Origin of the sequence: uncultured Megasphaera sp., from assembly GCF_958350005.1 — a bacterium.
In the GTDB taxonomy this organism is placed as follows: domain Bacteria; phylum Bacillota; class Negativicutes; order Veillonellales; family Megasphaeraceae; genus Megasphaera.
On the sequence record NZ_CATWFF010000228.1, the window covers coordinates 1 to 2,850 of the forward strand.

General features: G+C 48.4%; 3 protein-coding genes. All 3 read right to left on the reverse strand.

Annotation, left to right across the window (positions count from 1 at the left end):
• Window positions 1–144: 144 nt before the first annotated feature.
• The 3 genes from sfsA to Q3886_RS09825 all read right to left on the reverse strand — a co-directional run bounded on the left by sfsA (window position 145) and on the right by Q3886_RS09825 (window position 2,819).
• Window positions 145–1,305 carry a DNA/RNA nuclease SfsA gene (gene sfsA, locus Q3886_RS09815; RefSeq protein ID WP_301861285.1) on the reverse strand — a complete coding sequence of 387 codons (1,161 nt, stop codon included), beginning with the start codon at window positions 1,303–1,305 and terminating at the stop codon, window positions 145–147.
• A 119-nt stretch (window positions 1,306–1,424) separates the two neighbouring features.
• Entirely contained in the window at window positions 1,425–2,219 is a 795-nt protein-coding gene (locus tag Q3886_RS09820) for a sugar phosphate isomerase/epimerase (protein ID WP_301861287.1), read from the reverse strand.
• Between the two features lie 165 nt (window positions 2,220–2,384).
• Window positions 2,385–2,819 (reverse strand): Hsp20/alpha crystallin family protein, encoded by a 435-nt coding sequence (locus Q3886_RS09825; protein ID WP_301861288.1) that lies wholly within the window; start codon window positions 2,817–2,819, stop codon window positions 2,385–2,387.
• Between the last annotated feature and the right edge of the window lie 31 nt (window positions 2,820–2,850).

Genomic DNA, 2,850 nt, shown 5'->3' on the forward strand with positions numbered 1-2,850 from the left:
GTGCTTCCTGTCGTTCCATATATCAGCATTCCCCCTCTAATTTATATAATATTGGTATATTATACCATATTTCCCATAAAAAAGGGCAAAAACATCCGAAACCGTAACCAGACTGTAACAAAAGATCTGTCCCGTCTCTGCCGGCTATTTCATGATCGGTTCTGCTGCAGGCATCAGTCGTTCCAGACGATTCATGCGGAATTCTTCTACAATAGCCATAAAGGGAGGACAATGAATCGGATTGGCTGAAAAGCCAAATAAATGGGAGGGGCAATCACAATCGGTGCAGCCAAAACCGGGAATATTCCACTGAGCAATCTGTCCGACTGCCCTGGCCATGTCATGTTCCAGATCATCGGCAGTGCGCACGGGGACGACAGCAATGACGTCGGCATACTGGCGAAGATAGTCAATATGCCAGTGCATCTTTTTCCGCTTCCGCTGATGCCGGGCCAGGCGGGCAGCCAGGCCCTTTCTGGCAGAGCCGACGTAGACATAATAACCGATGGGAAAAGACATCGTTCCCTTGGCACCAATGACGATATTCAGTGCTTCCCGTACCTGCAGCACGACGAAGTAATCGCCGGCATCGTGGTTTTCCCGTTCCAGAACCGCTTCCGGATAGGCCAGAACCCGGACGGGAGCCGGCACGGTAAAAGATGAATCCCAATGCAGGGCCAGTGCTTTCCAGTCCAGCAGGGGCGCACTGCGGTAAAAGGCCTGGGCAAAGGCCGGATCGGTATGATAATCAGGGAGGAACCACTGCGCTCGGTCCCAGTGAACGAGGAACAGCACGCCTGTATGGATGCCTGTTTCGCTCATTTCGGCCAGCTCGAGAATATGTTTTCTCCCCCGTTCCGTCACGGCATCAGGGAACATGGCGCCGTGCCTGCCAAAGAGCGTACACGATTTGACTTCTACATAAAACCGTTCGTCTCCCCGACCTAACAGCAGGTCAAAGCGACTGTCTCCGACCGTAACTTCCCGGCGAATGAGATCCCAGTCTTCCCAGCCGGGAATCTGATGTTCCTGAATAAGCCAGGCTGCAGTATCGTTATTATACTGCGTATCGAGCAGAATCGGCGTTCCGTCCCGTTCGATACCTACGACATCGTAAGCCGTCTTGCGGCCCTGCTGTTTTGCCTCCCGCACGTACATGCCGACGCCGGGAAACAGCAGTTCCCACATTCTTCCCGGATTTGGCATATGACAGGCAGCGATATGGCCGTCCAGCTCCACATAGGCAATGAAGCGATTAGGCCGGCTGACAAAACGCCCTTTCTGTACTGTATCATGTATATTCATAGTGTTATCTTCTTTCTCTGACCTTGTGTTATCTTCTTTCTCTGACCTTGATCTATACAGTATTATACCACAGGCAAAAAAAAACGGCCTTGCCGGGCAAGACCTGAAGATGTCAGTTGTCAGGAAATACGATACTGTACATTGCGATGCTGAGCCTGTAAAAAGGTGACATTCTGCCAGAATGTACGCCAGCTGCCATCAGGATCATATCCTTCTACAACCATGGGAATGTGATAGGCATGTAATTTAGGCAGTAAATCCGCAAAATTATAATCTCCGTCAGTCAGCGGCGTATGGTACTGCGTGCCGACGCGATTGCTGATATGAATTTTAGATACCTTCGGCAGCTGTTCCAGCAGGCAGAAAACCTCTTCTTCACTGTCACAATGAGCGACATCGACGGTATACGAAAAGAATGAAAACAAATCGCCTGTAACCTCTTTCATGGCCTCTATATTCGTAACAAATTCCTTTTTTGCTTTTTCCATAATTTCCAGCGATACAGGCATATCCATGCGATACGAAGCATCGGCAATTTCCTGAAACGACCGGTGCATGGCGGCTACGCTCTGGGCCCGCCAGCCCGGCATAGTCAGATGACCAGGATGAACCGTCACTTCTGAAGCGCCCAATCGGCAGGCCAGCTGCATGGATCGAATTACTTCTTCTACAGATGTGCGGCGAATTCCTTCGTTCATGGAACACAAATTCAAATCCCAGCTGCAGCTGTGTACCGCTGTGTGTACCGGATAATGAACGGACAGCCGCCGATATTGTTCTTCCTCGTATTGGCGGCAGTAAAAATGTTGTGCCCAAAATTCCATGCCGCCTAATCCACATTCATAGACCTGGCGAAACATTTCTTCCAGCGCCGCATTCCACACCATGGTCGACGCTATCAAAAATTCTTTCATGGGTCCCCTCCTTCTTCTTCCACTGGTATTATACGCACGGCAGCGTAAAATATACCTGTTGATTCCGTAAAATTACGGCATAAAAAATCCGCCAGACTTCGACGGGGAAATCTGGCGGATCTACTATGAAGGGGGAACAAGATGCAATATACTGCATCTTAGAGATTACTGAATTTCAATAGTCTTGACATCCTGCTGAGGCTGCTGCATTTCTTTCGGCATCATAACAGTCAGGACGCCATCTTTGAACGAAGCCTGGACAGCATCTTTTTTAATGCCGCTGACAGGGAACTGACGGCAAAAGGAAGTGCTGCTCCGTTCTTTGCAGATGTAATGCTTCTGTTCATCTGTATTGTCCTTCGTATCTTCATGAACGGCTGACAAGGTCAGCATGTCGTTGTCATAGGTAAGATGAATATCTTCTTTGGCAACGCCCGGCATATCAGCTGTCATGACGTAAGCGTCACCTTTGTCTTCTACATCAACTTTCGGCATCGTATAGGAATCATCGACAGGCCACATAAAGTTGTTAAAGAAATTATCAAAAACATCAGGAACAGTAAAAGTATTATTTACAACAGTCGGGAATACGTTTTTCATAAGTCATACCTTCTTTTATATCATCTGAAAT

Bases quoted from the DNA above. Each gene is read 5' to 3' on its own strand.
- sfsA (WP_301861285.1), bottom strand. From the start codon at position 1,305: ATGAATATACATGATACAGTACAGAAAGGGCGTTTTGTCAGCCGGCCT.
- Q3886_RS09820 (WP_301861287.1), bottom strand. From the start codon at position 2,219: ATGAAAGAATTTTTGATAGCGTCGACCATGGTGTGGAATGCGGCGCTG.
- Q3886_RS09825 (WP_301861288.1), bottom strand. From the start codon at position 2,819: ATGAAAAACGTATTCCCGACTGTTGTAAATAATACTTTTACTGTTCCT.